A 25,420-nucleotide genomic window follows, 5' to 3' on the forward strand; every position below is an offset into this window, starting at 1 on the left:
TCCTCATTGTACCCGAAGCCGTTTGAATTGTTAATCAAAATAACAGCAATATATGTTGAAAATGGCCATTTTTAGATAAGATCCCGCGAGAATCCAGAGAAAACATGGGATATATTCAAGAAGGTGGGATTGAATTGAATCCTCAAGCCAAGCCGTTCATGTTGAACGGGAAAGGGGTTGCAAAGCATGCGAATCAAGAAGAAAAGAGGAAGGAATCCACAGCGGATGGTCTTATTGTTTTTAGCATTATTGTTGATCCCCTGGACATTGCCGGCAAATTCCTATGCCGACTCCGTGACGTCCAAGCCCGAGCTAGCCTCCGATGGACCGGGGAAAGCGGCCGAGGCCTTAATCGCTGAATGGGTCTTCAAGAACAAGGGAGAAGGAGGCATCCATCCTGCAACCGGAGGACAAAACATGTCTTCCTCCATCCTCCAACAGGTCGGAGGATATTTCGAATACTACGACAGCAAAGCCCAAGACATCAGCTATCAGGGCTGGGACAATGGCCAGGGCAAGAAATATTGGTTGGCCATGGTTTCTACTTCAGCCTACAAGAATGTCAAACTATCCTCGGAGCAAAGCTCTTCGGGTTCCGCTCCTAACGATTTCAAAGTACAGGTAAGCACCGACCGAACGGTATGGACGGACGTACCGGGAGGCACTGTTCAGATGAATATTGTATCAAGTTACAATTGTCCGAATCAATCCTGCATACTCCGTAACATCCCCCTGCCGAATGCAGACGATAAGCAAATGCTGTATATCCGTTGGGTGGTTAACTCCAATAAGCCAGCCAACCCCAAAGATAATCCGAAAGGCATAGGATCGGGAGGTTCCAGTAAGATTCGGAACATTCGCGTAACCGGGGAACCGATATCCGGAACAACGCCTGAACAGCCTACCATCGACTTATCTTATGTTCCGGAACAAGGTGCGGAAAAGGTATCCGTGACGACGCCGATTGAGGTGAAGTTCAACAAACCGATCACGTTAACGGCCAAACAGGACATCACGGTACGGGATGGCCAGAATCAGGCTGTTCCAAGTCTTGCCGTCGAAGTTATAAACCAAACGACCTTACGCATGGGGCATGGAGGTTTAGGTCAAGGGAAAAGCTACAGGGTTACCATTCCCCAAACCGCGGTCCAAGGAAAAGACGGCTCCCCCCTGATTCGAAATATCGAGTGGAGTTTTACGACTGTAGGAACCGTCTCTTCGCCGAAACTCATTAACATGACCTTGAACGGCGATCCAAGGACGAGCATGGCTTTCGCTTGGTACACGGATACGCCGGCCGGAACCAAAGTCCAGGTTGCCGAATCAACGGGAACCGGAAACCTGTTTCCGAAAGAGGGGGTTCTTGAATTCACCGGATCTTCGGAAGAAATTTCGACTTATATGACCAAGAGTGACAGAACAATCGGAAAGAAGAAAACGTTTTTCAGCCATAAAGCAAGCGCGAATGGATTAAAGCCGGGAACCGATTATGTATTCCGGGTAGGCGATGGTTCGATATGGAGCTCCGTTGGATCGTTTAAAACTGATACGGCGACACCGCAGCCTTATCGCTTTATCGTGGGAGCCGACTCTCAGGCCTCGAGCAAATCAGGCTTTGAACCATGGGCAGATACCTTTAAGAAAGCCTACGAACATATTGGCAACCCCAAATTTCTGATCAATGCCGGCGATCTGGTCGATAATGGCGACTTGGAAGAGCAGTGGCAGTGGATGCTTGGGCTCGCGCAGGAGCATCTGATGAAAGTGCCATTTGTACCCGTACTGGGCGGACACGAAGTGTCGGATTGGGACGGGGATGCCACGACGCCGAATAACAACTTTTACAACCATTTCAATCTGCCACGGAAAGTGGTGGATGCAACACATGACGGCTCGGTTTATTCTTTTGAATACGGCGATGCGCTTTACATGGTCTACAACTCGCAGTTTGACGGCAAGTTGAACGAAGACGGCTCCGTCGACTGGGATGATGATCAGCACGAACAGTTTTGGAACCAGATTGATTGGATGCGGAACACGGTGGCGAAGACCGACAAGAAATGGAAGTTCGTCACGCTTCACAAAGCGCCTTATGCAGCCGGCGATAATTCGGCTCAATGGGAAGGAGATCGCGTTGAATTTTACAGAAAAAATCTGATTCCTGTTTTTGACGAGCTTGGCATCGATATGGTGTTCGAGGCTCACGATCATATGTACATGCGTTCCTTCCAAATGTATGGGGACAAGGTCATCGATCCGAAAAAACTGGAAAAAGACGAAGCTGGCAACGTCGTCAATCCTCAAGGAACGGTGTATCTGATGTCCAATGCATTTGGAAACAAATTCTATTACAAGAACGAACCGTATAACGATTACTTCGCGGCAATTAACAGCCAGCCGAAGAAAAAAATGTTTACGGATGTGTCGGTTTCGGATCAAATTCTGAAATTCGATGCCTATACGGCCGCTATTGAAGATGAAGGAAAGAGCGGATACGGAAAAAATGGGCTGAAGGTATACGATCATTACGGCATCAAACGAACTGACACCAAACCGGATCCGGTGGAGGGAGCTCAGGTTAAACTCCAAGGTGCCAAGGCTACGTTGACCTGGAAGACACCTTCTTCCAGCAAAGAGCAGGTAAGAGGATTCCGTATTTACGAAAAGGATGACAAGATCAGCAAGCATTGGAGCCTCTATGTGCCCGTGAAGTCGGGAACGTCGCAGTACAGTGCCGTCATCGACAAATTAAATCCGGATATCCAATATAATCTGGTGATCAAATCTGTTGGCAGAAGAGACAATTCCAGTCCAGTCACGGTAAGCACGTCGGATCATGCCGAGGGGAATGAGCCTCCATCTGCTGTGGATGGTTTGGCGGGCAAAGGCGTGTCTCCTTTCCAAATTGACCTGACCTGGAGAGCGCCTTCCGGCAAGGCACCGGATCGGTATCATATTTACCGCAACGATCGTCATGTTGGAACAACCAAGGAAATAACGTATATCGATACCGGGCTGACGCCCGACACGGAATATCGGTACAAGGTGACGGCCGTCTCCGCGGGAGGAGTCGAATCGCTGCCGTCTGCAGAAATCCGCTTGAAAACGATGCCTTCTTCGCAAGGCACCGGGCCTTACAAGCCGTTCCCGCAGCATACGGCTTACACCGCCGGCTCGATCAAGCCCAATCATCTGCAACAAGCGCAGCTGGATGCGACCGTTGCCCGGCTGTATGATGAATGGAAGCAGAAATACTTGAAAAAGAAGCCGTATCTTCAATCTTCGGAGCCGGATCAGTACTACGTCTGGTATGCCGACGGGGACTGGTTCCAAGAAGAATATGACGAGGAGCTTAAAGTCAAGTATCAACCGATGACCGTTTCGGAAGCGCACGGATACGGGATGCTGATCACCGCACATATGGCGGGCCATGATCCTAAGGCCAAGGCTTATTTTGACGGGTTATATCGTTATTTCAGAGCACATCCGAGCAAGATCAACCCGGACCTTATGGCTTGGAAGCAGGGCGATACAGGTCAGGCCGTCGTGAATGTCGGCGGTGTTGATTCGGCCACGGATGGTGATATGGATATCGCATACGCTTTGCTCCTTGCGGATCGCCAGTGGGGAAGCGATGGTGAGATCAATTACTTGGCCGAAGCCAAAAAAGTAATCGACGCGATCATGAAGAGCGATGTCAATCACGCTGAGTGGACGTTGAAGCTTGCGGATTGGGTGAGCGACAACGATGCTAAATATGGCAGTGCTACGCGTCCTTCCGATTTTATGCTTCAGCATGTGAAAGACTTTAAAAACGCGAGCGGAGACGCCAATTGGGACCGGGTCATCGACAAAACCTATTCCATTAGCGAAGAAGTATACAAAAAGTACAGTCCGAATGCGGGGCTGCTGCCCGACTTTGTGGAGAAGAAAAACGGCAGCTATGCACCGGCAGATCCGGAATTCCTCGAGTCTGAAACAGACGGAGACTTCAGCTATAACTCTTCGCGTATTCCTTGGCGGATCGGCACGGATGCTCTTATGACTGGGGAAACTCGTGCCAAGGAGCAGCTCAATAAAATGACGTCTTGGATTCGCCAAGCGACCGGGGATGATCCAAGCAAAATATATGGAGGATACAAGCTGGACGGGTCCAAAGCACTCGTGGATTATACGGATACATCATTTTCTGCGCCGATGATGGTTAGCGCCATGATAAATCCGGCCAATCAAGCGTGGCTTAACCGATTATGGGACCACAATGCCTCCATCTCCACGAACGATGACGTCTACTTTGGGAATACGCTGCGTCTTCTAAGCATGATTGTCGTTTCGGGTAACTGGTGGTCACCGACCATCGCGGACACCGAAGCGCCGATGCAGCCAACCATCGAAGAAGCGGTAGCCGTATCCGATTCATCCGTGGAACTGAAATGGATTCCATCTATTGATAATACGGGAATTGCGAAGTATAAGGTTTATCGGAATAATAGCGTTATTGGAACGTCGAACACGACGGATTATAAGGATAGCGGCTTGACGCCAAATACAACGTATCAATATTTTATCGTTGCGTACGATATTTCCGGCAACATGTCCAAAATCAGCAATGTCCGAATCGTCTCGACGGGGAAGCAGTGAATGTAATGCGATGATGATTTTACGATGAAGTGCTCTTCCGCATTGATAGCATGGGCTAAGTGGTAATCATAACGAAGGAATAAAGAGCCTGGGACCACCCGGGCTCTTTATTGTCCGCTCCCGATAACAACCTATTTACCGTTTGTTTAAGAATAAGGGGGATTAGAGCTATACCTGCTTCCTTATTTGATTGCGAATTTCTTAAGTTGTTTCCTTAGCCGAAAAGGTTATACTTATCAATAGGTTAATTTGAAAGTCATCAGGAGGATATGTGAATGGCAAAACAAGATGAAGTTTCATTACAGAAGAAATTGAGGCCAAGGCATATCAGCTTTATGGCGATGGGCGGTGTAATCGGCACCGGCATATTTAAGGGAAGTGCGGAGACGATCAGTCTCGCCGGTCCGGGCGTTATTTTCTCTTATATCTTTGCAGGACTGCTTCTTCTGGTCGTTATGGGAGCCATGACGGAAATGGCAACGGTATATCCGGGCCGCAATATGAAAGATTTTGTTCGGGAAGCCTTTGGAAAACGGGTTTCTTTTGTCATGGGCTGGATGTATTGTTTCATGTGGCTGTCAGTATGCGTAATTGAAGTGATTGCGGCAGGCAGCTTTCTGCAATACTGGTTTCCGGAGGTTCCGCTGTGGCTGCTGAGCCTTGCAAGCGCGGCGCTCATTATTTTAATCAATATGATGAGTGTTGGAAGTTTTGGCGAAGTGGAATTCTGGCTTGCCGGGATCAAAATCGCCATGATAATTAGTTTTATTGTATTGGGAAGCTTTCTTATGTTTGGCATTATTCCAAGTTCGGACACCCCGTATCTTCAAAATTTCACCGCTCACGGCGGATTTTTGCCAAATGGGTGGTTCGCCATATTCTCGGCTCTGCTTGTCGTTACCTTTTCGTATGGAGGTTCAGAGCTGATCGGTCTCACATTAACCGAAACCGAAAATGCGGAGAAAATCCTGCCTAAAGTCGTGCGCAACTTTATTTTAAGGGTGATTTTGTTCTTTACACTGCCCATCCTGATCATATGCGGATTGATTCCGTGGAACCAACTGGGAGGAGAGGCAAGTCCTTTCGTTCAGGTGTTATCCGCTACGGGATTGCAGGGCACGGCCCATATTATGAATTTCATATTGGTAACGGCCGTGCTGTCGGCAGCCAACTCCGGCATCTATGGTGCGACGCGCATGATTTATTCCATGGCAGCCGCAGGGGAGGCTCCCCGGAGCCTGGCCAAGACCACGAGCAAAGGCATTCCGCTTAATACGCTGAAACTTTGCGCGATCATTCTTTTGGCGGGCTCCCTGCTGGGACTGATCGCGCAAGACCAGTTGTTTCGGATCTTGATGGCGGTTCCGGGCTTCGTTGTGGTGCTGGTATGGATCTGCATTTGTTTCTCGCAGCTGAAGCTTCGCAAAGCATATCCGATGCAGCCCAGCTTCAAGGTGTGGGGTTTCCCTTATGTGACTGGGATTACTGCGCTTTGCCTTTCGGTAATCACGGTTCTTTTCCTCATAGATGGACAGAATCGGGTCAGCATCAGTGTATGTCTGTCCGTTCTGCTGTTATTGGTTGTCTGGTCCATCATGAAATTCAAGAACGAGAGCAGAAGCGGATAATGGAATGGATGTCGGGCTTCAACTTCATGGTCATCGGACAAGCGGAAATGGTGTCATGATCCGGTTGTGAGCCGCATGGCTGCGATTAAGAAAACGGAAAGTACGAAAGAGAAGGCGGCAGAGGAATGAATCCTCTGTCGCTTTTTTTTATGCGTGGGAACAAGTAAAGAAAGTGAAAGGAATGTAAAAAAGGAGAAATTGATAGCGCTTTCTTATGGAAATTATAATGAATTATACATAAATTTGCAGTGGTCTAGGTAGGATCGTGTTCATTAAAAAATCCTAATGACGAAGGTGCTGATGGGTTTGATGGTACATAAATTTTGCAGACTGAAATGGCTGAACATAGTCGGATTCTTAATCTTGATCATCGCGATTATCATTTTTATCGCAAAGCCTGAATTTACACAAACACATCATGAAGACACCTATATCGCGACAGTTGACGGTGTAGAGATTCATATAAGCGAATTTCAAAGAGCAATTCGTGCCAATCGAGCTGGAATTATCAAGTATTTCCATGAAAAATATGATTCAGCACAGTCGACCGATTTTTGGTCCACAACATACGGAGATGAAACTCCGCTTGAGTTGATCAAAAAGAAGGCGCTCGAAGATAGCATCCATCTTAAAATGCGGCAGATCCTTGCCAAAGAGCAGGGAGTGCTCTCCGATATCAGTTACGACGGTTTTGTACACAACTTCAACCTTGAAAACGAGAGAAGGCAAAAGGCAATCAAGAATCATCAGGTTGTTTTCGGACCCGCTCAATATACGGAGGAAACTTATTTTGAATATGTGATGGGAAATACAACCTTATCGGTCAAAAACCAGCTGATGGAACATGACTGGAAGCCGAATGAACAACAGCTGATTACGTTTTACGAGGCGAATAAGGGCCGGCTTTACGATGCCCCCGCAACGGTGAAGGTACGACAATTATCGTTATCTTTTCTTGATGCAAGTCGGAATGTCGATCCACTTCTTAAGACGCGGGAGAAAAAAAAGATGGAGATTGCCAGGGAGAAAATTTCATCCGGGATTTCATTTGAGCAAGCAGCCAAGGACATCAATCAAGGTGACCAGGTTACGGAGCAGTTATATAACTTGGACAGCTACAGGCACAACGCCAGAAGTCCGGTAGCTCAAGCTTCAGCCAACCTTCGTCCAGGAGAGGTTAGCGAAATTGTTGAAGAGAACGGCCACTTCTATCTAATCCAATGCATGGAGAAAGGTCAGAAGGGTTCCAAGTATCTGGCATTTGACGAAATTCGAGAACAGGTGTTAAAGGACTATATCGATAACAAATACGAGGAATACATACGTGAGCGGGTAACCGATGCGCAGGTTGCATTGAATGAGGAGCTGTACAGAAAATTCCAAATGTAACCGCCAATTTGGCATTTACATAAATAAAAATGAAAGGAATGAAGTTGATTGCGCCAATCGTTTTTCAAAAAGCTTATCTGTATGGTTTCGATTTTATCTTTCGTTTGCAATTGGGTTACCGTTTCACCGTCGACTGCTTCAGCAGCCGGAACCACTTATTATGTGGACAGCACAGGGGGAGATGACGGGAATAACGGCACAAGTCAAGACGCTGCATGGAGATCGTTAGATAAAGTTAACGCAACTACCTTTGCCCCAGGCGACAAAATCTTGTTTAAAGCTGGGGAGAGCTGGAACGGCAGGCTGTGTCCTAAAGGTTCAGGTTCAAGCGAACATCCGATCATTATCGATATGTACGGTTCCGGTAGCAAACCATTAATCGCAGGGATTACGTCCGAACTGGAAGCCGTTTTTTTGAAAAACCAGGAGTACTGGGAAATCAACAATCTGGAGGTGACAAACAGCTCGCCGCTGCCTTTTGATCGAGATTGGGAGAATCCGCGGGGCCAAAGACGGGGTGTTTATATCTTGAATGAGGAAGCTGGTCTATTGAATCACATCCATATCAAAAACATGAACATCCATGATGTTGATGGATCATATACCACACGCTCCGGGGGCATCATTTTTGATTCGGTTGGCTCGACTACACCCAGCGCATTTAACGATATTCTCATTGACGGAAATATACTGACAGATGTGGATGCCTATGGCATTTATATTGGTTCCAACTGTATCTTGCGGTATGGAATGGGTGATTTATGGCCATGGGTACCTAAACCATACGGGCCATGGACGCCGTCTACCCACGTGAAAATATCCAATAATACCGTCATCAGGGCTGCAACAGGCGGGATCGCGTGGAATGTCACCGATGGAGCGGTGGTCGAGCGCAACACCGTCCAACAAGCTACGTATCTGGCAACCAATGCTTCCATTTGGTGGGCGTATGCGGACAATAATCTCGTTCAATTCAACGAATCGTTTGCCAGTGTGAACGGCGCGGAAGACGGGCATGGCTTCGACGTGGATGCAGGAAACATCGGTTCGTTGGTTCAGTACAATTACAGTCATGATAACGCTGGCGGCTTCATGCTGTTCGTAAACGACACGTACTACACAATCAATACCATCGTCAGATACAACATAAGCCAAAACGACAGGAAAAGTATATTCCGATACAGCGGATCCATCGATCATGTCTATAACTACAATAATACGATTTACGTCGGAAAATCATCAGGCAACCCGGTCATGAGCGATTACTTCACCAAGGCTTCGGGTGCTCCGCGCAACATTCATAATTATAATAATGTGTACTACAGCGTCGGTGATAAGGGATGGGACTTGACAGGTCAAACGTTTGACTATAATGCATATTACGGAGGAAACACATTGGTGCAGGCTGATGCCCATAAGATAACCGAAGATCCGAGATTCGTTGATCCCGGAAGCGGCGGCAATGGCATGGATACAGTGAATGGGTACCAATTGCAAGCGGATTCACCACTCCTAGGGGCAGGCATTCGCATAAAAGATAACGGAGGAAGGGATTATTTCGGCAACCCGTTATATAATGGTGCTCCCGATATCGGTGCCCACGAATACGAGGGCGGTGTGCCACCAGCCGGGAATATGCCAGATCCGATCGTCATCGTTCCGAAACGGCCAGCCAGCACACCTGTTGACAATCTAGCTACGCAGGCTGTTGCAAGTACGACATTTCAAACGTCATCAACAGGACCGGTCGAAAACATTATTGATAATGATTATGACACGGCATGGGAAACCGATGCTGCGCCAGCATTTCCGAACGATATCACGCTCGATTTTGGCAGTCAAACGCTTATGGCCAACCAATTGAAGTTAAATACTAGATACGGAAAAGAAAGGGGGATTACGAACTTTGATCTTGAATACAGCAATGGTTCGGCATGGATTCCCTTACGCACGAACATCAATCTCACTTGGGATCTGAACACGGGCGCGGATGAGATCAAATCCGTGGAATTTCCACTGACTCGATTCTCTCAAATCAGATTGAAGGTCCATGACGGAGCCGGCCAATCGGGGCGAATCGCACTGAACGAACTTGAATTGTATAACAATCCTGAACTGTCCAAAGATATGGTAACCACAACCTTTGCTACAGGAGCAGGCACCATTACTAATATCATCGACAACAATTTGAACTCTGCATGGGGAAGTAGTGGAGATGTGAGTTTTCCTGGTTATATTACCCTTGATTACGGCAATCATAAGGTTCCGGTCAACAAGGTTACATTGGTCACATTTTTCGGAATCGGCCAAGGCATTACAAATTTTGATGTAGAGTATTACGACGGAAGCCGGTGGGTGACGGCATTATCCGACGCATCGGTTGAATGGGAGCTTAACGACAGCACCAAAGAACACCAGAGCGTTTCTTTTCCAACGGTAAACGCCTATAAACTTCGATTAAAGGTTCATGACGGGAATCGGATCTGGGGGAACATTGCGTTAAATGAACTCATCGTTGAGCATATCTCTGATAACGTACCCGTTACTGGAATTATGATTGATAGACCAGAGCTTGTGTTTAATACCTCTTCCGGCCGCAGCGTAGAGCTCCATGCAACGGTTATGCCTGATCATGCAACCAATAAGAATATGACATGGAGCACGAATCAAGTCCAGGTGGCAACGGTAGACAATCATGGAATCGTAACTGCCGTAGGGGAAGGAAGGGCAGTCATCACGGCCACGACGGACGACGGTGATTTTGAGGCCTCCAGCCATATTACGGTGGATTGGACAGCTCCGGAGATTACGATAAATCAAGTGGTAACATCTGAATTCAACACGGGTGTGTTTCAACCCGAATTTGAAGTGGCAGACACGCTGTCAGGCGTCGACCAAGCAAAAACCGAAGTCATGTTGGATGGAAAAGCACTAACGGATCTAATGGATATTCCTTTATACAAACTTGAGCTGGGTACACATACGTTTACGGTAAAAGCTATGGATGCAGCAGGGAATTCATCGACGCAATCCGTAGATTTTCAAGTAAAAACAAGTTATGCTGCTCTTGAGGAACTGGTTCAACGTTTTGCAGACAAGGGCATAATTAACAACAAAGGAATTGCTAACAGTCTGCTGAAAAAATTGCAAAAACAAAACCTAAGCAGTTTCATTTCAGAAGTCCATGCACAAAAAGGGAATCATATCTCCGCCGAAGCTGCGGAATATTTGTTACGCGATGCAGCGACGCTCCTTAACCCATAGCAGATTTTTTATAGCCGTCATTGTCACATTGCCATTGACAATGCCGTCAGATTCAATAGATTCATAGTAAAATTCCAATTGTCTACTTCGTATTCTCACAGCTACGGCTCATGTGCAAACTTCCTTGCATGTGAGACCGTAGTTTTTTATGCCAGTTCATACTCCGTTCATATTGACGTCACGGGGAGTACATCTTCATTGGTTAAGATTCCATTAGCGGCGCATGGAGGAAGCCTAATAGACAGATCAGGACAGGAGAAGATGAGCGTGACACAAACAGAGAAAATGACGACGAGGAATGGGACGAAATCAAAGAAAGTACGAAGTGTTTTACTTAAAATCATAGGAGCAATCGTTATCGCCATTGTTCTTTTTCTAGGTATTGTTTATATCACCAATGTGATCAGCAGTCATTCCGAGGCGAAACGAATAGAGCCTTACGGCCAGCACGTGTCTGTAGACGGGAAAAATATGAATGTGTTCATTCAAGGCGAAGGTAAGGAAACGATCGTGCTTCTTCCAGGTTATGGAACAGCTGCACCAGCGCTTGATTTTAAGCTGCTCATTGATGAGCTATCTCCATATTACAAAGTTGTGGCGGTTGAGCCTTTAGGTTATGGATTAAGTGATGGAACTGAAAAAGAACGAACCATAGAGAATATCGTAAGTGAAGTTCATGAAGCGCTACAGCAACTTAACATTAACCGATATATGCTCATGGGCCACTCGATTGCAGGCATTTACGGCATTGATTATGTGAACAAATATCCGAGCGAGGTCACTGCATTTGTCGGCATCGATAGCAGTGTTCCAACACAACCGGGTATGGATGTTAAATTCCCGCTAAAAACGTTTGCATTTCTTAAAAAATCAGGTCTCCAAAGATTGGCGGTCAAATTTGGTGGCGATCCCTATGCTGACCTCGCATTTGATGATCACACCGTAGAGCAGATGAAAATGCTGTCGAATAAAAACTCGAATAGTTCCACGATGTTAAGTGAGATGGACCATATTTCTTCCAATTTTAAAGAGGCTCAAGGCTTAACATTCCCTAAAGACCTTCCACTTCTACTCTTTGTACAAGCGGATAATCCAGACTTTCCAACCTGGATTCCGTTGCATGAAGGTCAAGTCAAGGATTCTGACCATGGAAAAGTAATTCCACTTGAAGGAGAACATTATCTGCATCATACCAAATTCAAAGAAATCGCTGAAAAATTTAGAGAGTTTATGAAAGAAGTATAAGGGGGGCCAGCCCTTTAACGAAAATATACGAAGTGAACGGATTCATATTAAAAAGCCGGGTTTTCCTTCTTTAAGGAATCCGGCTTTTTGTTGGATCAAAAAGTTATTTCTTCGATGGCGTTACTGTTTTGTATTCAATGACTTGCAATACTTTTGGTTCGATAGCTTTTAACATTTGTTCTTTTGAAAGGTTGTTGTTAGGAACTTCGCCATCAGCTTCAGCTTGGATTTGCAAATCAACCTGTGTTTCTGCAATGACATCCACAACTTGCTGCTTCGAGACATGTTTAGTTGCTGCAATCTCCACTACAGATTTACCTTTTGTTAATTCTTGTTTTAATTCGGTTGGATTCATATTAAGTAAAGAAAAGAGTTTATCATCATTTAAAAAGGCGTCTGCAAAATAATCGGGCTTACCATTTGTAGTGAAGAAACCTTCCACTTTACCGTTTGAAGAAGCAGTCTCTCCTCCAATGAGAGAAACACTGATTGAATTACTCTGCACCATAACCTGGTAGAACGGTGTTTTTGATCCCTTATGGGTGTAATTCAACATCAACGTTTTCTGATCCGGGTTCTCCAATTGCTCCGAAGCAAACTCATACGCTTCGATGTTGCCATACATTTTATCCAAGAGATCATCAACCTTCGCTTTGATCTCCCGATCGGTTAAAGCCGTGATTGGCTTCTCCTTAGGCTCCCAATTCTCTTGAATCACGTGTTCAATCTCACCCGTCGTACTGTTTGTATGAAGGGTGATTTTTTTGCCGATTCCCCCTTTTTCCTGGAGGATGATGCTTGTTTGGACACCTTGGACGTTGCTTGCCTCGATAATCTCAAACGATTTGGTTTCAGGAAAAGCACGATACAGCTTCTCAAGAGTTGCTTTGCCAACCTCATCCGTCTTGACTTGTTCAGCAGTCATCGGGGTTCTAGTCAGCATTTCAATCAGCGTAGGGGCAGCAAATGCTGCGGTTGGAATCAAAATCGCAGTCGCAACAATTCCAGCTATTAATCGTTTTTTCATAGGTTTCCCGCTCCTTTTTTGTTGCACATATTGTGAATAGGATCGTGCTATTCGGTTGGAAATTGCCGGCGGGCAATCCAACGTCTCTGCTTCTTTGCGCAGATGTTCACGGATATTGCGTTCAATAGTCATTGATTTTTTCCATCCTTTCCGGGGGGAGATTCCATATGTTTTTTCGAAGCGCCTGGATGCCTGCATGATATCTGGACTTGACTGTGCCCAGCGGGATGTCGAGTACGGTCGCGATTTCCTCCAACGTATAGTCGTGAAAAAAGCGGAGGATAATCACCATTCGCTGTTTATCAGTCAGTTTCTGGATGGCCTGCGATATCATTTGATTCGAGCCGTCCATCAACACAGAAGGTTGATCCCAATGCGACTCTTCCCGTGAGAAGGCACGGATGCGTTCAAAAATTCGGAATCTCCGCCAGCGCTTGACCCGAAATCTCTGCACTTGACGGATGACCAAGCCGTGCAGCCAGAAACGGAAAGGTCGATTCGTATCGTAATTGGCAAGCGATGTCCACATTTGCATATAAATCTCATTCATGACATCTTCCCGATCCTGCTGATGATCCACCAGAAAGGAAACGGTCCGGTAGACGTCCTGATAGGTGGCATCGTACATCGTATGAAACGCCTGTTGATCACCATCCTTCATTTGTTTGAGCAATTGGTACATATATTCACTTTGCATTCAGAGGGCCCTCCTGGGTAAGCTTACACACTATATTGTCTCTCTATCAAAAAAAGGTTCGGTTTCTTTATTTATTTTTTTCGAGAACGATTCCATAGGGGAGGACAACCCGGTTACTTAACTATTATACAGTCCGTCTGCGTATGTGTTTGTTGCGAACCTATATAACCGCGGAGGTTAACCAATGGAAACTAAAAAAAACTCGTATCCTTCACGGATACGGGTTTTTTAAATCATGGAGGGAGTTCATGGCGAGATCATTGCAGATCTCGAAGAGAGATTGGATTGAACGTTAATGGTTAATATCGCATTTGTTCATAATGAAGGAGATTTGATTCTCCAGTCGGTTGAGTTGTTCCTGTGTTTCCTTGTCTTCAGCACCCTGTTCCCGCAGAGCGGCAAGCTCCTGTTTGAGCCGATGGAGATCGTCGCTGGCTTTCGCGCAGTCATAGTCGCTTTCCAGATTGTCGAGCATCATGGTTCCTCCTTGGTTGTATTGTGTGGTTCTTCACTAGTATGGAGGATACTTCCAAACTTATTCATGGCTTCGGTTAAACGAGTTTTTTGCGAATCGCCCCTGAATTCATGTCGGTCAAGGTAATCATGACGATAATCCCGAGCAAATGCAATGAGGGCATAGGGGCGGAAGGCCGTGTATCGGGCTTGGAGGTTTAAAAAATATAACTATGACAATCCTTGTCACTATTAGCAGATAGGATGGAGTTAAGGATGAATTTCTTACATCCAATTTCAATGGGGAGGGAAGATGTAGAATTAACGATTACCATCAAATATTGAACGAGTTTCTTAAGAAGGGATGAACCAATCATGTATATAACCGTTTCAGATTTTATTACAGAATGGAAAAGAGAAGCAGAATTAACACAAAGGGTGTTAGACAGTTTAACGGATGAATCATTACTGCAGCAAGTATACCCAGAAGGCAGGAATCTGGGAAGAATTGCATGGCATTTCGTAACGAATACCCCCGAATACTTGACTGAATTCGGGCTTGTCGTCGATCAGGTACAAGATTCTGCTGAAGTACCCTCCGCGAACCAAATCGCCGAGACTTTTAGAAGAATAAGTTCTGATGTAGAAACAGCTCTTGAACAACAATGGACGGATGAGACTTTAAAACAATTTCAAAATGCCTTTGGACGTCAGGAATCCAATGCTACCATTTTTATGGGATTGATTAAGCACATCGCTCATCATCGAGGACAGGTTACCGTCCTGATGCGTCAAGCGGGATTGAATATCCCTGCGGTATATGGTCCTTCAAAGGAAGGATGGATACAAATGGGAGTAGAAAACCCGCCGCTTTGAACATGAATGAGCTCGGAAAACATGAACATACACGCATAGGAAGTCGCGAATCATCGCGGCTTTTTTTGTTATTACGATGTAAGATCATGAACAAATTTCATCCCCGCATTGAAGTTTTTATAGTAAAATGGAATTTGTGGGTTTTACCATAGATTAGAATCGTGATTTTAGCGGAAGAGGAGTTATTGAGCAAGTGAAAAAGTTATATTCAACATGGTTCGGAAGCTACTGGAGTCCTTATCTCGTTATGGCCCTGGCCGGTATTCTCAGCGCGGTCTACTTCGGAATCACCCATACGGTATGGGCGGTAACCGGTGAGTTTACTCGCCTCGGAGGGCATATTCTGGAATTCATCGGGGTGGATATATCGGATTGGGCGTATTTCGAACTCGTCCATATGGACGGAACGACATGGACGCGGACCGACGGGTGGATCGTATGGGGCATGTTTATCGGAGCCCTCATTACGATTCTGCTGAGCAGCAATTTCAAGATCCGAATGCCGAGACAGAAACGGCGGTACGTTCAGGGATTTGTCGGCGGAATCATCGCGGGCTTTGGAGCCCGGCTGGCTCTGGGCTGCAATCTGGCAGCCTTTTTTACCGGCGTGCCTCAATTCTCCCTTCATTCCTGGATCTTTATCGTTGCTACCGGTGCGGGTACGTTTTTGGGTGCTCGGCTGGTTAACACAAGATGGTGGAAAGGGAAGCCCGTACTCAAAATGGGCGGTACCGTGCCGTCCGTTAAAACGGGTAAGAACCGGCAACCTCTACTAGGGGCTGTGTTAGGTCTTGCGTACATCGCGCTGATCGTATACTTCTATGTAACTGGCCGCACGATGCTGGGGACAGCCGCCCTTTTCGGAGCGGCATTCGGCATCCTGATCGAACGGGGGCAGATCTGCTTTACTTCCGCTTTCCGCGATCTGTGGATCAGCGGCCGGGCCACGATGACAAAAGCGATTGCCGTCGGCATGGCAGTCAGCTCCGTCGCTACGCTTATCGTAATTCTTGTATACGGTCTGGACCCGATTACAAAAATTGCCGCCCCTAGCACCTTTATCGGCGGATTGCTCTTCGGCCTGGGTATTGTCATGGCCGGCGGTTGCGAAACCGGCATGATGTACCGGCTGATGGAGGGACAAGTTGTCTTTTTACCCGTGTTTATCGGCAACATTATAGGCGCAACCGCTTTGGCATATGCATGGGATCATATGGGGGTATTTAACCTTCTCGTGAAGAGCGGCTCGCCTATTAACCTGATCACCGTCATGGGTCCGGCGGCTGCATTGATTGTTACGCTGCTCGTACTCGGTGGCGGATTCGCTGTCGCCGCATACTGGCAAAAAAACTACCGCTTCGGCGTAGGATTCAAGAAAGGGGATGCAACCCATGTCCGTTGATTTCACACTGGATCTCCGAGGGGAATCTTGTCCTTACCCGGTCATCTACACACTCGAAACACTCCGTGATATGAAAAAAGGACAAACGCTTCAGGTCATTTCGGACTGTCCTTCCGCTTTTCGGAACGTGCCGGAGGAAGTCGTTAAACACGGCTACACCATGGCACAGGAGCCGGTCAAAAACGGCCAGGAATTCAGCCTGTTTATCCAGGCGTAATGCTATTCTCATAACCGCGAAAGAAGCCTCCCTTCTGACAGGGGGGCTTTTTTATGTGAAGCCGTTTGCGGCAACCGTAAGCAACATGGAATGTTACGGTAAGCTTACGGGCTGTGGAGTGTGAAAAGCTCTCCAAGTTAATTGAATGACTTGGGGAGCCTTTTTATTGGAGAAGATCACATGGAATCAGAACTTGATTTTAAGCGTGTCACCATCCAGATAGACACCCTCGGAACGCATAATCGGCAGCTTCTGCTCCGCCGAAAAGCCAATGGTTTCCCCGTCTCTTAGTGTGACGTTCTGTTCAACGATATATAAAGAAATATCCATAAGGAATTCACGAAGCTCGACAGGTGCCACCTGGCTGTCCAGCACTTCGATCTCGTCTTTACCAAAGGCTCTGAGCCCATATGTATATCCATTGACTCCGGATTCCGTGCGAACTAGCCCGAAGTATACCAGATTTAACAGCGGAAATAGATCGTCGGACTTCATGGTTTCAGCCATTTCCACATAGAGCTCAGGCTGAAATACCGTGCCGGATGAATAGAGGCCGACGGCATTAGGCAGCTTCAAACAGCTCGCCGCCAGCTTGGTGTACACCCTGCCGCTATCAAGCGGGGAGGCAGCACGCGAAAACACCGCCAGAATAAGCTGGCTGACATGGGTTTTGGTTACCTCCACAGCCTCTGGCCACAGGTAGTTGCCTTGCGCGTAATGCTCAGCCTCGCCATCCGGTACCGGAGCATCAACGAAGCTGACCGCGATCATGCAGCCGTCTGACTCAAAGACCAGAATTCCTTCTTTTTCCTCTCCGGAGCTGCCATCCTCCGGGGAAGAGGAAATATTCCAATCGTGCAGAAGATTTGCTTTGATCTGTTCCAGGTCGCATTCCGGGGAGTTCAACAGAACGAAGCCATTAAATATCCCGGATGATTCATTGGAATCCAACGTGTTATCCTCTGAAGCTTCCCCTGTCTCATATTGTGCAGCCTGCTTCATCCAATACTCACGAATCATGTTAACCATGGCTACAGCTTCCTGTTCCGCGGTGGAAGGATGATAGGGCTGCATCTCACTGAACACATGTCCACAATGCTCGGTGTCTGACGGATTTTCATAACCGCCGCAAACGCCGACCAGCCATTTGCCAAACAGGGTCTTCTTATATTTGAAAATATAATAATGCATGTCGTGGAGATCAAATTCTCCCGCTAATTCGATTTTGCTGGGCTTATGGCCGAGCTCTTGTTCATTTGCCAGCCATTCGATCATGGAATCCTTAGCTGCTTGTGGTTGAACTGTCATTGTGTTCCTCTCCTTATGTATGTGCGATAGTATAACTGTTATATTCTACCAACCTTTATGATGTTGGGCAATACTAGAAAAACGCGGATGATTAACCGATGAGGGAACGTTTTTTTGGCTGCGGTATTCTCAAATATAGGCAGGATTGATCCATAACCATATTGAATATTTTTACATGCATACGGAGGAATGGTGGTGGGTAGGTGGAACTTCTAAGGGTTTCATATGAGCAGAAAATAATATTACGTAACCTGATGGAACTCTATCAATACGATATGAGTCCATATGAAGATGAGCGTGAGAATGACGTTAACGAATTTGGCCTGTACGATTATAAGTATTTAGACCATTACTGGACGGAAGAGGGGCGGTATCCTTACCTTGTTATACAATCGGGGAAGCTGGCCGGATTTGTTTTGGTGAGAGAAATCAAAACAGCAAGTGATGCAACTCCAAACTATTCCATGGCGGAATTTTTCATCTTGAAAAAATACCGAAAGCAGTCAATTGGTAAAGAGGCAGCTTTCAAAGTGTTCGAAATGTTTAAGGGCAATTGGAGTATCGCTTGGTTGGAAAAAAATCTGTCAGCCCAAGCTTTTTGGACAAAAGTCATCTCAGAATACAAGGCCGGCGAATATTCCAATACCATGTTCTCAGGTAACCCTGCAATCGAATTTTATGCATAAGGATTGATGAGAAATCTTTATGATTGAATTTCTTGAACGTCAACCGATGGGAACCTTTGAACTGATTACACCAATCGTAGTTTGAGGTGAACTTATGGAGCATCGTTACCCCTGGTTCAGGGTCGCGATGCTCGATACGCCTCTTCGGCATGAATCGGCCATCATGTTTCTGGTGGAGCGTTATCTTTTCCAGAGGAGAAGACAAATGGAAATGAAGAAGCGTCATAAATCCATCCGGGACGGTCGCCTAACCGCCATCCACTGAATATATCTGGAGTATCAGATGATTCAAGAGAGGATGTTGGCCTTGCAAGCAGTTTCTCATGTTCTCGATCAAGGGTGGATTGCCTACACATCGAATCGCGGCGGACCGTTCGACATTTGGCTGTACCGACCGCAGGACGGACTTCATGTTCAACTTACTCGGGGACTTGGCGCGGAATTTTCCGTTCCCTATTGGTCGCCCGACAGCAGGAGGATCGCATTTATCGGAATTGGAAATGTGGTCTACTTGCTGAGTATCGCCACGCGTACTGTAGCCAGGATTGACCAAATCGCCCCCTTCACGCTGTTGGACTGGTCTCCTGACAACCGGTCTCTGGTGTATGTTAAAAACGACCGAATCGTCGTTTATGATACGATCACGCATCGGAGCTATACCTTCTCAGAGCCAGGAGCTAGTGATGTCCAATGGTTCCCTTCGGGTACGGAGCTTCTTTTTGCGGCTCCCGATGCCAGCGGCATCACGCAGATCTTCCGCATGCGAACCGATGGCACGAACCGGAGACAAATCACACAAAATACGAACGGACCGCTCCACGACGTTCGGATATCCCCGGACGGAACCTTCGCACTGTATACATTCCCTGGTGCAAGCATCTCCATAATTTCAACTGTGGATTTGGCAACGGGTACCATCTATACGCTGGAAGGCGGACCGCTCGCCAAAAACTATTTTCCGTCATGGTCCCCGGACTCCCAGAGCATCGCCTACAGCGCAACCGCTTATGAAGAGCCTAATTATTATTCTCTTATCCAGATCGACAGCCGCACCGGTCAGAATCAACGAACGATAGCGGTATCCGACTGTTTTGCCACTCCCGTAGGGTGGTCCCCGGACGGTATGAAAATCGCGTATTTATCGGGATGCGCAGGTGTAGAAAGCGCAAGTCAGCTCTGGATTGTGGATCTCAGGGATCAGGTGCCGATGAACGTTGTCAGTGGCGGCCGGATTACAGCTTTGCAGTGGTCTCACAGAGCCAGAAGGATTTCGGAAAACATCTTCACCAGCTTTGTGTACCGGGTATCCTTTCCATATCCCGCAAGCTGGCGTCGGGTCAGTGAAGAGAGATACGAGGGGGCCGACGGTTTTTTTCAGGTATCTGCCATTTCATCGAGTGAAGGTATTACCGAAGTGTGCCACTCTGAAGCCTTTCACCCATTGATGCCTTACGGCTCATCACCAAGAATTGTTCCTGTGAAGATACAAAATCAAGAAGCGTGTTTCATTTTTCCGTCAGCCGACCAACCAGCGGAGATGAATAAGCAGTCCGCCTTGATCGTAAGATACCCACGCCCTGTCCAAATTGGGGAAACGTTCTACAATTATTTTATCTTGTTCGCTGACGTCAACCATATCCGTCAAATTGGTGCGCGGTTGTCGTTCATATAGTTAACTATTCATTTCTTTCGAACCATGTAGAATAAATCCTACTTGACAGGTGGTATTAATTGGTTTAATCTAGCCACAGGCATTTCCCTTCAATGATCATTAAATGATCATTCATTATCTTAGCATTGAACGATACGGTCAGCCGATTGGTCCACCAAAGGCTCCTGTTTACTCGTTTTGTCGTTAGTACGACAAAAGGGGTAGATGGGGGTCTTTCTGTATTTCAAGAGTTAGCTGCGGGAGATAAGGACTGCATATGGAGGTTTATGACCCGAGAGAGGAGCGACATGGAAGAGAAGGATTGGGATTTATTGGAGGAGGCTGATTGGCATTTTCGTAAAGTAGTACGCAGGTTTGTCAAAGAGCGTGACAAAATCTCGGTAGAAGGCATCTCACTGCCAGGCTTGTTGATTCTCAACACGATATTCCGGAATGGCGAGCAAAGGCTTGGCGAGCTGGCGGAACAGCTCGATTTCACATCTGGAGCGGTAACGGCGATATGCGACAAGCTGGAGACTTCCGGATTCGCGATCAGAAGGCGAAGCAAGACAGACCGGAGAGCGATTGCCTTAGACATTACAGAAGCAGGAAGACAGATGCTGCAGCGTAACGAAAATGTTGGCGGGTACATGATTGAGCTGATCTTCGGCGCATTCTCGCACGAGGAGCTCAGGGAACAGATTCATTATTTTAAACGGCTCCATGAACATCTTGAAGGTTTCTCGGATTCCGTGCAGCGACAGTGCGCATTATCCACCCAACCCAACGAAGGAAATGTTCAAGGTCATCGCGGCTCCTTGAAACGTTCGAATGCATTTATTTCTTACTAAATTCAAATTTGAAAGGAAGTTGTGACATGGGACATCCGACGATTTATCCAACAGGTACAACGGTATATAACCCAAAGAAGGCTTGGAGCGGTTACACGATTTATCATGCAGCGGATACAGGGGCTCTCCTCATTGACATGAATGGGAAAGAGGTTCATTTGTGGAAAGGACTTCGAGGTTTTCCCAACAAGCTGTTTCCGGGTGGTTACGTGCTTGGCAGCACGTCAGAGCGCGATCCGAAATACGGGTTTCAGGATGAGACCAATCTGGTGCAGGTCGACTGGGACGGTAATATCGTCTGGAAATTTGACCGTTATGAATACATAGAGGATCCGGGGCATCCGCCGCAGTGGATGGCACGCCAGCATCATGACTATCAGCGGGAAGGCAATCCCGTCGGTTATTATGTTCCAGGGCAAGATCCGAAAGTGGATTCGGGCCATACGCTCATTCTGGCCCACAAAAATGTGAAACGTCCCGAGATATCCGACATTGAGCTATTGGACGACACGATGATCGAAGTGGATTGGGAAGGGAATGTCGTGTGGGAGTGGGCCGTCAGCGATCACTTTGATGAACTCGGATTTGATGAGGATGCGAAGCACGCATTATCCCGCGATCCGAATACGCGCGGCTTTGGCGCTCATGCGGGCGATTGGATGCACATTAATTCGGCATCGGTGCTCGGGCCTAACCGATTCTATGATGCGGGGGACGAACGCTTCCATCCCGATAATATAATCTGGGATGCTAGGGAAACGAATATTATTGCCATCATTGATAAAAAAAACGGGAATATCGTCTGGAAGCTTGGCCCCGATTATTCCACGGAGGAAACAAAGCATATCGGCTGGATTATCGGTCAGCATCATGCTCATCTCATTCCACAGGGCCTTCCGGGCGAAGGCAACATTCTCATCTTTGATAACGGTGGCTGGGGCGGTTACGGAAAGCCGAATCCGGAAGCGGGAGACGGCCTGAAAATAGCCCGGCGTGACCATTCGCGCATCCTGGAAATCAACCCCGTTACTTTAGAGATTGAATGGCAATATACGCCGACCGAAGCCGGATTCCAGGCTCCGCTTGACTCATACCGTTTTTACAGTCCATATATCAGCTCGGCTCAGCGGCTCCCTAATGGCAACACCTTGATCACCGAGGGGGCTGACGGGCGAATATTCGAAGTGACACGAGAACTCGAGCTGGTGTGGGAATATATTTCGCCTTATAAAAACACCCGCAACTCCAATATGGTCTATCGCGCATACCGGGTTCCGTATGAATGGGTACCTCAGCTTGAGTTGCCTGTTGAGACGGAGATTGCTCCGCTTGATGTTGCCGATTTCCGCCTGCCGGGGGCCGCACAAAGAGGTGCCGTTACGAGCGTGGAAGTAGAAGGCACGATCTCGTATGGAGAGGGAGCGCTTTGCGTGGCCAGAACGGATGAACTTGTGCAAAAAGGAAGGGATCGCAATGAGTAGAAACCAATTTTTGAAGCAATGGAGTTTTCGGTTTCTGTCACTAATTCTCACCATGAGTATGCTAAGCGGGTGCGGAAATGCTTCGGGCGAGCAGCAGGGGAATCGGCTCAAACTGAAAATCGCGGATATTTCCACCAATACCGTGTTTCGTGTGGCTAAAAGCAAAGGGTTCTTTGACAAACACGGAATTGATGCCGAATTGGTAAACTTCGCTACGCCGGCTGAAGGCGTGAACTCCTTATTCATTAAACAGGCAGACGTTGCATTCGGAGCGGACTTCCCACTCCTGAACGCTGTCAGCAAAGGCGATTACTCCATTTTCGCTTCATCCGGTACAGCAACGGATGTAAGTGCAAGCGAATGGAAGCTGTTCGTCCGTAAAGAAATCGGGAGCGCTGCTGATCTCAAGGGTAAAAAGTTAAGTTTCTCAAGAGGCACTTTCATCCCTTATCTATGGGATGTATATTTGGACGAAAACGGAGTTGCGTTGTCGGATGTGGAACTGATCGGACAGGGAGGTTTCGACGAGGCGTTTGTGGCCCTCAAAAAAGGCGATATTGACGCCGCCTGGGTATATGGGGCAGTGCTGAACGAGAAGTTCGGAACGCTTACCGAAGCCAAAGAACTTTCGGATATGTCCAAGACACCGGTAAGGCTGGGTACTGGATTGATCGCTTCGAATGAGTTGATCAACAGCAACAAGAAAGGTTTCGTAGCGCTTCTGAAAGCGCTGGATGAAGCGTCAGCCTATGCCCAGGCGCATCCGGAGGAAACGGCGGACCTAATGTATGAAGAAGTCAAGCAGCCGAGAGAAGCGACCCTAAAGGATCTGCCGAAGAATCCATGGAACATAGGTTTTACGGATAAAGCCTACGAAGGATTACAGGGACAGAAGAAATATATGGTGGATAACGGTATCATCGAGAAGGATTTCGAACTGAATGAGAAATTGAATCTGGATTTGGTGAGAGAAGCATTCCCGGATCGAGTCATTGAATGAAGTGAGGAGATGAAGACGATGAGAGCAGCGTCAAGGCAGAATGAAATCCATATTGAACAGTTGAATAAAAGCTACACACAGCAACCCTCGGCAGGTGACTTGCACTATATTATCCAAGACGTCAATCTGGCGGTAAAAGGCGGTGAGTTCTTTGTTCTTCTGGGTCCAAGCGGGTGCGGTAAGTCGACGCTGCTTAGTCTGATCGCCGGCTTTGTATCCAAGACATCGGGGCAGGTGAGAGTAGGCGAGAAGGAGGTGGACCGTCCGGGCCAGGATCGCGCCGTTGTCTTCCAGCAAGCGGATTCCTCCCTGTTCCCATGGCTGACCGTAAGAGAAAATGTGGAATTTGGACTTCGCATGAAACGCATACCTGCCGCGAAGCGAAAGGACATATCCAACCAGTTTATTTCACTAGTGGGTCTTGCGGGGCATGAAAGCAAATATCCACGCGAACTGTCAGGCGGTATGAAACAACGGGTACAGCTGGCAAGGGTATTGTCCAATGATCCCGCGATATTGCTCATGGATGAACCGTTCGGCGCATTGGATGCGATGACAAGGCGGACCATGCAAAGGGAGTTGGTGCGCATATGGCAGGACACCGACAAAACCGTCATCTTCGTGACGCACGATATTCAGGAAGCCCTTCTGCTGGGAGGACGCATCGGCATCATGTCAGCGGGACCATCCTCGAAAATAACGGATATCTACGAGGTGCCTCTCGCTTACCCGAGAGATTTAACAGATCCGGCTTTTCATGCGCTGTATAACCAAATCCAATCGCACTTTGACGAGTAGGGAGGAGACCCATGAGCGAGAAAATGAAGAAATGGTCGCTTCATATCCTGCTGTGGATTGCCGGCCTTGGCGTCTGGCAGTTGCTTTCCCTTGCGTATGGGCCTGAAATACTGCCGGGTCCTATCTATACCGCCAAGGGCGGATATGAATTGTTGACGGACGGCACCTTGATTCAGTATATCGGGATCAGTTCATACCGGGTGCTGCTCGGCTGGACCCTTGGCAGTCTGATTGCGATACCGGCCGGACTTATCATCGGAAAGGTCGGGCCGATCCGCGCTTTCGCCGAACCTTTCCTCAATTTCATCCGGTTCATCCCGCCGATTGCCTTCATCACCTTGTTTCTGGTCTGGTTCGGCATCGGGGAAACATCGAAAGTGATGCTTATTCTGTATGCAACCTTCTTCATTGTGGTATTAAATACATTGACGGGCGTTCTATCCGTAGAAGAGGATAAGATTCGCTCCGCCCGCAGCATGGGGGCATCCGAGTGGCAGATTGTGCAGCATGTCATCATTCCGGCAACGGTTCCTTTTATGTTCACTGGCATTCGGCTGGCCATGGGAACCTCGTTCATGGCGATTATCGGGGCAGAAATGATTGCATCCAATGAAGGCGTGGGGTATCTGATCTGGAATTCACGTTTGTTCTTCCGCACAGATTGGATTTTTGTGGGATTGATTTGTCTGGGATTGATGGGGTTCATAACGGACCGTGTCGTGGGTCTGCTCGGGCGCAAGCTGTTGTCCCGTTACGGGGTGGTTAGTACGAATTCACTGCGTCGTTGAACGTGGAGCAATATACGA

20 protein-coding genes are annotated in these 25,420 nt (G+C 47.4%); 16 read left to right on the top strand and 4 right to left on the bottom strand.

What is annotated here, in order from left to right:
* The first annotated feature begins 186 nt into the window (after positions 1-186).
* From OHJ21_RS07025 to OHJ21_RS07045, 5 genes are all read left to right on the top strand, one after another.
* Positions 187-4,641 carry a glycosyl hydrolase family 8 gene (locus OHJ21_RS07025; RefSeq protein ID WP_486019653.1) on the top strand — a complete coding sequence of 1,485 codons (4,455 nt, stop codon included), beginning with the start codon at positions 187-189 and terminating at the stop codon, positions 4,639-4,641.
* Between the two features lie 275 nt (positions 4,642-4,916).
* A complete protein-coding gene (locus OHJ21_RS07030; RefSeq protein ID WP_100536985.1) occupies positions 4,917-6,269 on the top strand; it encodes an amino acid permease in 1,353 nt (450 codons plus the stop codon).
* Between the two features lie 285 nt (positions 6,270-6,554).
* The gene (locus tag OHJ21_RS07035) at positions 6,555-7,658 is read left to right on the top strand and encodes a peptidylprolyl isomerase (protein ID WP_486019654.1); all 1,104 of its coding nucleotides are present in this window, start codon (positions 6,555-6,557) and stop codon (positions 7,656-7,658) included.
* 81 nt (positions 7,659-7,739) lie between these two features.
* Positions 7,740-10,922, top strand: a complete 3,183-nt coding sequence (locus OHJ21_RS07040; RefSeq protein WP_486019655.1) for a discoidin domain-containing protein — start codon at positions 7,740-7,742, stop codon at positions 10,920-10,922.
* A 261-nt stretch (positions 10,923-11,183) separates the two neighbouring features.
* Complete coding sequence (locus tag OHJ21_RS07045) at positions 11,184-12,167, top strand: alpha/beta hydrolase (RefSeq protein ID WP_481856494.1); 984 nt, start codon at positions 11,184-11,186, stop codon at positions 12,165-12,167.
* A gap of 103 nt (positions 12,168-12,270) precedes the next feature.
* On the opposite strand, the gene OHJ21_RS07050 is transcribed toward OHJ21_RS07045, so the two are convergent.
* The 3 genes from OHJ21_RS07050 to OHJ21_RS07060 all read right to left on the bottom strand — a co-directional run bounded on the left by OHJ21_RS07050 (position 12,271) and on the right by OHJ21_RS07060 (position 14,366).
* Positions 12,271-13,326: a hypothetical protein gene (locus OHJ21_RS07050; protein ID WP_486019656.1), complete on the bottom strand. Its 1,056-nt coding sequence runs from the start codon at positions 13,324-13,326 to the stop codon at positions 12,271-12,273.
* Entirely contained in the window at positions 13,316-13,891 is a 576-nt protein-coding gene (locus OHJ21_RS07055; protein WP_326120656.1) for a sigma-70 family RNA polymerase sigma factor, read from the bottom strand. Before OHJ21_RS07055 ends, OHJ21_RS07050 begins: the two co-directional genes overlap by 11 nt.
* 292 nt (positions 13,892-14,183) lie before the next feature.
* Positions 14,184-14,366 (bottom strand): DUF2524 domain-containing protein, encoded by a 183-nt coding sequence (locus OHJ21_RS07060; RefSeq protein ID WP_486019657.1) that lies wholly within the window; start codon positions 14,364-14,366, stop codon positions 14,184-14,186.
* 353 nt (positions 14,367-14,719) lie between these two features.
* Between OHJ21_RS07060 and OHJ21_RS07065 the strand changes: the two genes are divergently transcribed.
* From OHJ21_RS07065 to yedF, 3 genes are all read left to right on the top strand, one after another.
* Positions 14,720-15,220 (top strand): DinB family protein, encoded by a 501-nt coding sequence (locus tag OHJ21_RS07065; protein ID WP_326115010.1) that lies wholly within the window; start codon positions 14,720-14,722, stop codon positions 15,218-15,220.
* A 247-nt stretch (positions 15,221-15,467) separates the two neighbouring features.
* Positions 15,468-16,622 (top strand): selenium metabolism membrane protein YedE/FdhT, encoded by a 1,155-nt coding sequence (yedE, locus tag OHJ21_RS07070; protein ID WP_394057424.1) that lies wholly within the window; start codon positions 15,468-15,470, stop codon positions 16,620-16,622.
* On the top strand, positions 16,612-16,839 hold the full coding sequence (yedF, locus tag OHJ21_RS07075; protein ID WP_015735163.1) for a sulfurtransferase-like selenium metabolism protein YedF: 228 nt from the start codon (positions 16,612-16,614) through the stop codon (positions 16,837-16,839). The genes yedE and yedF overlap by 11 nt, the downstream gene beginning before the upstream one ends.
* Before the next feature lie 186 nt (positions 16,840-17,025).
* On the opposite strand, the gene OHJ21_RS07080 is transcribed toward yedF, so the two are convergent.
* On the bottom strand, positions 17,026-18,147 hold the full coding sequence (locus tag OHJ21_RS07080) for a DUF4261 domain-containing protein (protein WP_486019658.1): 1,122 nt from the start codon (positions 18,145-18,147) through the stop codon (positions 17,026-17,028).
* 254 nt (positions 18,148-18,401) lie between these two features.
* Between OHJ21_RS07080 and OHJ21_RS07085 the strand changes: the two genes are divergently transcribed.
* From OHJ21_RS07085 to OHJ21_RS07120, 8 genes are all read left to right on the top strand, one after another.
* Positions 18,402-18,833 carry a GNAT family N-acetyltransferase gene (locus OHJ21_RS07085; protein WP_486019659.1) on the top strand — a complete coding sequence of 144 codons (432 nt, stop codon included), beginning with the start codon at positions 18,402-18,404 and terminating at the stop codon, positions 18,831-18,833.
* A gap of 94 nt (positions 18,834-18,927) precedes the next feature.
* Complete coding sequence (locus OHJ21_RS07090) at positions 18,928-19,098, top strand: hypothetical protein (protein ID WP_326120652.1); 171 nt, start codon at positions 18,928-18,930, stop codon at positions 19,096-19,098.
* A 33-nt stretch (positions 19,099-19,131) separates the two neighbouring features.
* Positions 19,132-20,505, top strand: a complete 1,374-nt coding sequence (locus OHJ21_RS07095) for a hypothetical protein (RefSeq protein WP_486021005.1) — start codon at positions 19,132-19,134, stop codon at positions 20,503-20,505.
* Positions 20,506-20,792: 287 nt separating this feature from the next.
* Positions 20,793-21,335: a MarR family winged helix-turn-helix transcriptional regulator gene (locus OHJ21_RS07100; protein ID WP_326120651.1), complete on the top strand. Its 543-nt coding sequence runs from the start codon at positions 20,793-20,795 to the stop codon at positions 21,333-21,335.
* A gap of 26 nt (positions 21,336-21,361) precedes the next feature.
* Complete coding sequence (locus OHJ21_RS07105) at positions 21,362-22,816, top strand: aryl-sulfate sulfotransferase (protein ID WP_486019660.1); 1,455 nt, start codon at positions 21,362-21,364, stop codon at positions 22,814-22,816.
* Between the two features lie 52 nt (positions 22,817-22,868).
* Entirely contained in the window at positions 22,869-23,816 is a 948-nt protein-coding gene (locus tag OHJ21_RS07110; RefSeq protein ID WP_486019661.1) for an ABC transporter substrate-binding protein, read from the top strand.
* Between the two features lie 18 nt (positions 23,817-23,834).
* Positions 23,835-24,614, top strand: coding sequence for an ABC transporter ATP-binding protein (locus tag OHJ21_RS07115; protein WP_100536998.1), 780 nt, complete (start codon positions 23,835-23,837; stop codon positions 24,612-24,614).
* An 11-nt stretch (positions 24,615-24,625) separates the two neighbouring features.
* Positions 24,626-25,402: an ABC transporter permease gene (locus tag OHJ21_RS07120; RefSeq protein ID WP_100536999.1), complete on the top strand. Its 777-nt coding sequence runs from the start codon at positions 24,626-24,628 to the stop codon at positions 25,400-25,402.
* Positions 25,403-25,420: the final 18 nt, after the last annotated feature.

Origin of the sequence: Virgibacillus sp. LDC1 (genome assembly GCF_025792345.1) — a bacterium.
In the GTDB taxonomy this organism is placed as follows: Bacteria; Bacillota; Bacilli; order Paenibacillales; family Paenibacillaceae; genus Paenibacillus_AQ; species Paenibacillus_AQ lautus.

What these genes read in the sequence shown, in the direction of transcription:
- OHJ21_RS07025 (WP_486019653.1), top strand. Translation starts at nt 187, where the DNA reads ATGCGAATCAAGAAGAAAAGAGGAAGGAATCCACAGCGGATGGTCTTA.
- OHJ21_RS07030 (WP_100536985.1), top strand. Translation starts at nt 4,917, where the DNA reads ATGGCAAAACAAGATGAAGTTTCATTACAGAAGAAATTGAGGCCAAGG.
- OHJ21_RS07035 (WP_486019654.1), top strand. Translation starts at nt 6,555, where the DNA reads ATGACGAAGGTGCTGATGGGTTTGATGGTACATAAATTTTGCAGACTG.
- OHJ21_RS07040 (WP_486019655.1), top strand. Translation starts at nt 7,740, where the DNA reads ATGGTTTCGATTTTATCTTTCGTTTGCAATTGGGTTACCGTTTCACCG.
- OHJ21_RS07045 (WP_481856494.1), top strand. Translation starts at nt 11,184, where the DNA reads ATGAGCGTGACACAAACAGAGAAAATGACGACGAGGAATGGGACGAAA.
- OHJ21_RS07050 (WP_486019656.1), bottom strand. Translation starts at nt 13,326, where the DNA reads ATGACTATTGAACGCAATATCCGTGAACATCTGCGCAAAGAAGCAGAG.
- OHJ21_RS07055 (WP_326120656.1), bottom strand. Translation starts at nt 13,891, where the DNA reads ATGCAAAGTGAATATATGTACCAATTGCTCAAACAAATGAAGGATGGT.
- OHJ21_RS07060 (WP_486019657.1), bottom strand. Translation starts at nt 14,366, where the DNA reads ATGCTCGACAATCTGGAAAGCGACTATGACTGCGCGAAAGCCAGCGAC.
- OHJ21_RS07065 (WP_326115010.1), top strand. Translation starts at nt 14,720, where the DNA reads ATGTATATAACCGTTTCAGATTTTATTACAGAATGGAAAAGAGAAGCA.
- yedE (WP_394057424.1), top strand. Translation starts at nt 15,468, where the DNA reads ATGGCCCTGGCCGGTATTCTCAGCGCGGTCTACTTCGGAATCACCCAT.
- yedF (WP_015735163.1), top strand. Translation starts at nt 16,612, where the DNA reads ATGTCCGTTGATTTCACACTGGATCTCCGAGGGGAATCTTGTCCTTAC.
- OHJ21_RS07080 (WP_486019658.1), bottom strand. Translation starts at nt 18,147, where the DNA reads ATGACAGTTCAACCACAAGCAGCTAAGGATTCCATGATCGAATGGCTG.
- OHJ21_RS07085 (WP_486019659.1), top strand. Translation starts at nt 18,402, where the DNA reads ATGGAACTCTATCAATACGATATGAGTCCATATGAAGATGAGCGTGAG.
- OHJ21_RS07090 (WP_326120652.1), top strand. Translation starts at nt 18,928, where the DNA reads ATGGAGCATCGTTACCCCTGGTTCAGGGTCGCGATGCTCGATACGCCT.
- OHJ21_RS07095 (WP_486021005.1), top strand. Translation starts at nt 19,132, where the DNA reads ATGTTGGCCTTGCAAGCAGTTTCTCATGTTCTCGATCAAGGGTGGATT.
- OHJ21_RS07100 (WP_326120651.1), top strand. Translation starts at nt 20,793, where the DNA reads ATGGAAGAGAAGGATTGGGATTTATTGGAGGAGGCTGATTGGCATTTT.
- OHJ21_RS07105 (WP_486019660.1), top strand. Translation starts at nt 21,362, where the DNA reads ATGGGACATCCGACGATTTATCCAACAGGTACAACGGTATATAACCCA.
- OHJ21_RS07110 (WP_486019661.1), top strand. Translation starts at nt 22,869, where the DNA reads ATGAGTATGCTAAGCGGGTGCGGAAATGCTTCGGGCGAGCAGCAGGGG.
- OHJ21_RS07115 (WP_100536998.1), top strand. Translation starts at nt 23,835, where the DNA reads ATGAGAGCAGCGTCAAGGCAGAATGAAATCCATATTGAACAGTTGAAT.
- OHJ21_RS07120 (WP_100536999.1), top strand. Translation starts at nt 24,626, where the DNA reads ATGAGCGAGAAAATGAAGAAATGGTCGCTTCATATCCTGCTGTGGATT.